Raw genomic sequence first — 3,422 nt, 5'->3', positions numbered from 1 at the left:
CCACACCTGGGCGGCCCCCCGCTCCCCCATCCCCGGGGGGGGGGCGGGGGGCGGCCCCCCCAAAAACCCCCCCCCGGGGGCCCCCGGGGCTACCTCAACCCGTTCCCCGTTGGGGGGGGCCCACCGCTCGCATTCCGGCGGGAATATTTCCGGGTCGAGTCGGAGTAGAGTGTGGCTCGGCTGGGAACAGGGTTTCCCTTTCGGCCCCCGCAGTGCTCGGCCCGGGGGCGTCCGGCCGCCGGGGGCGGACCGTGAAACATGTCAGGCAGATGTCAGAATTCGCGCGGGCATTTGAGTAATTCGTCCGCTATGTCCGGCGTGGAATGCCGAGATTATTCCGATTCGATCCGTCCTGTCCCTTGACGCCTTGGCGGAATTACCGGCGGTTGGCCCTGTTGCAGAGGGCGTCGATCCGGATACATTCAGCGGCGGTCGACGCAATCACCCGCTCACCGGAGGCCGCCCGGCGTTCCGCGCGGATGGTTGCGGCGTGCACGGCTGCGCCCAGGGGGGGTTCCCCGGGCCGGCCTTCAACCAACCCGGGCCCGCGACCTGCGGGCACGTGAAGGGCCAGCACAGCACTAGGGGAGTTCGGAATGGCTCAGGGCACCGTCAAGTGGTTCAACGCGGAGAAGGGCTACGGCTTCATCGCGGTCGACGGTGGTGCGGACGTCTTCGTCCACTACAGCGCGATCCAGATGGACGGCTACCGCACCCTCGAGGAGGGCCAGCGGGTCGAGTTCGAGATCTCCCAGGGACAGAAGGGCCCGCAGGCGGACATGGTCCGCGCGGCGGTCTGACCCCTTCCGACTCCAGGAGCTCGGCGCGGCCCTACGGCTGGTGACCACTCGCTTCTCGACGGGCCCGTGCGACGCGTGTCGTACGGGCCCGTCGGCGTTCCCCGACGCGGCTCCGCCGGGGCTCCGGCGACGGCTCGCGGATCGTCGATTGGGCTTGCACTCGACCACCCGGAGTGCTAATCATTGGCGTTAGCACTCACAGCGTGAGAGTGACAGCGGACCGGGTCGGTGAGGCCCCCGGGAGCGGTAGGGGAATGGACCCCCGCACACCAGGGCCGTCCGTCGCGGGCACCCCTTGGTCCGAGCAGTCGACCGTGTCCCGGAGGACCACTTCAGATGGCCAAGATCATCGCCTTTGATGAGGAAGCTCGCCGCGGCCTTGAGCGTGGCATGAACCAGCTCGCCGACGCCGTGAAGGTCACGCTCGGCCCCAAGGGCCGCAACGTCGTGCTGGAGAAGAAGTGGGGCGCCCCCACGATCACCAACGACGGTGTCTCCATCGCCAAGGAGATCGAGCTCGAGGACCCGTACGAGAAGATCGGTGCGGAGCTCGTCAAGGAGGTCGCCAAGAAGACGGACGACGTCGCGGGTGACGGCACCACCACCGCCACCGTGCTCGCCCAGGCCCTGGTTCGCGAGGGTCTGCGCAACGTCGCCGCCGGCGCCAACCCGATGGCCCTGAAGCGCGGCATCGAGAAGGCCGTCGCGGCCGTCTCCGACCAGCTGCTGGCCCAGGCCAAGGACGTGGAGACCAAGGAGCAGATCGCCTCCACCGCCTCCATCTCCGCCGCTGACACCCAGATCGGCGAGCTCATCGCCGAGGCCATGGACAAGGTCGGCAAGGAAGGCGTCATCACCGTCGAGGAGAGCAACACCTTCGGTCTGGAGCTCGAGCTCACCGAGGGCATGCGCTTCGACAAGGGCTACATCTCCGCCTACTTCGCCACCGACCTGGAGCGGATGGAGGCGACGTTCGAGGACCCGTACATCCTCATCGCCAACTCCAAGATCGGCTCGGTCAAGGACCTGCTCCCGCTGCTGGAGAAGGTCATGCAGAGCGGCAAGCCGCTGGTCATCATCGCCGAGGACGTCGAGGGCGAGGCCCTGTCGACCCTGGTCGTGAACAAGATCCGTGGCACCTTCAAGTCCGTCGCCGTCAAGGCCCCGGGCTTCGGTGACCGCCGCAAGGCCATGCTCGGCGACATCGCCATCCTCACCGGTGGCACCGTGATCTCCGAGGAGGTCGGCCTCAAGCTGGAGAACGCCGGCATCGACCTGCTGGGCACCGCCCGCAAGGTGGTCATCACCAAGGACGAGACCACCATCGTCGACGGTGGCGGCGACAGCGAGCAGGTCGCGGGCCGCGTGAACCAGATCCGCGCCGAGATCGAGAACAGCGACTCGGACTACGACCGCGAGAAGCTCCAGGAGCGCCTCGCCAAGCTGGCCGGCGGCGTGGCCGTCATCAAGGCCGGCGCGGCCACCGAGGTGGAGCTCAAGGAGCGCAAGCACCGCATCGAGGACGCCGTCCGCAACGCCAAGGCCGCCGTCGAGGAGGGCATCGTCGCCGGTGGTGGCGTCGCCCTGCTGCAGGCCGGTGTCGCCTTCGACAAGCTGGAGCTGGAGGGCGACGAGGCCACCGGTGCCAACATCGTCAAGGTCGCGCTGGAGGCCCCGATCAAGCAGATCGCGACCAACGCCGGCCTGGAGGGTGGCGTCGTGGTGGAGAAGGTGCGCAACCTCCCCGCCGGTCACGGCCTGAACGCGGCCACCAACACCTACGTCGACCTGATCGCCGAGGGCATCATCGACCCGGCCAAGGTGACCCGCTCCGCGCTGCAGAACGCCGCCTCCATCGCGGCGCTGTTCCTGACCACCGAGGCCGTCATCGCCGACAAGCCGGAGAAGGCCGCCGCGGCCGCCGGCGGCGGCATGCCGGGCGGTGACATGGACTTCTGATCCTGATCGCTTCGATCGGATCGGCTGGTTCCTCGTCCGTGTGGGCGGCTCCCTTCGGGGGGGCCGCCCACACGGCGTTTCGGCGTTCGGACGTCCGGCGTTTCGGCGTTCGGGCCGGTGGACGGAGAATGGACGGATGGCTTCCGACGACATCGAGACCGCCCTGCACAACGCGCGGGCACTGATCCTGGCCGACCTCACCGCGCGGGACGTGGCGGACGCCGCCGTCGTCTCGCTGGTGGAGCAGGCCGTGACGCACCGCCGCTGGTGGCTGGAGCAGTGGCCGGACGGCACCGAGTACGTGCTCGGGCTGGTCGCCCAGGACGTCCAGGACGCGCTGCTGGAGGCGTACGGGCGCTGGCCGCTGTGCACCGGGTGCGCGGCCGACGGGGACCCGCACGCGCTGAGCGTGGAGCCCGAGCTGGGGCCGGAGCCGCACTGGGTGTGCGGCAAGCAGGGCGCGGTGGTGGCGCCGGTGGGGAAGCTCGCCTAGGGCCTGTCTTCAAACTCGCGTCTGCGGGGCGACGCTCCCCCAGCCTTCGGCCGGGAGGTACCCCCAGGGCACAAGCGCACCTCGCCGCGTTGTCGTCGGTCGCCAATGGCCCCCAGCCTTCGGCCGGGAGGTGCCCCCACCGCAGTGGCTCCCTCCTCCGCCTTGCGATG

The 3,422-nt window shown here is 69.5% G+C and carries 3 protein-coding genes; all 3 read left to right on the top strand.

Going from position 1 to position 3,422, the window contains the following annotated elements:
• Positions 1-596: 596 nt before the first annotated feature.
• The 3 genes from ACFRQN_RS40295 to ACFRQN_RS40285 all read left to right on the top strand — a co-directional run bounded on the left by ACFRQN_RS40295 (position 597) and on the right by ACFRQN_RS40285 (position 3,252).
• Entirely contained in the window at positions 597-800 is a 204-nt protein-coding gene (locus tag ACFRQN_RS40295) for a cold-shock protein (protein WP_030289665.1), read from the top strand.
• Positions 801-1,136: 336 nt separating this feature from the next.
• Positions 1,137-2,759, top strand: coding sequence for a chaperonin GroEL (gene groL, locus ACFRQN_RS40290; protein ID WP_049652341.1), 1,623 nt, complete (start codon positions 1,137-1,139; stop codon positions 2,757-2,759).
• Between the two features lie 136 nt (positions 2,760-2,895).
• A complete protein-coding gene (locus ACFRQN_RS40285) occupies positions 2,896-3,252 on the top strand; it encodes a hypothetical protein (protein WP_049652339.1) in 357 nt (118 codons plus the stop codon).
• Positions 3,253-3,422: the final 170 nt, after the last annotated feature.

The sequence above is a fragment of the Kitasatospora sp. NPDC056800 genome, assembly GCF_042789775.1.
Lineage (GTDB): Bacteria > Actinomycetota > Actinomycetes > Streptomycetales > Streptomycetaceae > Kitasatospora.
This window is presented reverse-complemented; position numbering and strand designations above follow the sequence as displayed.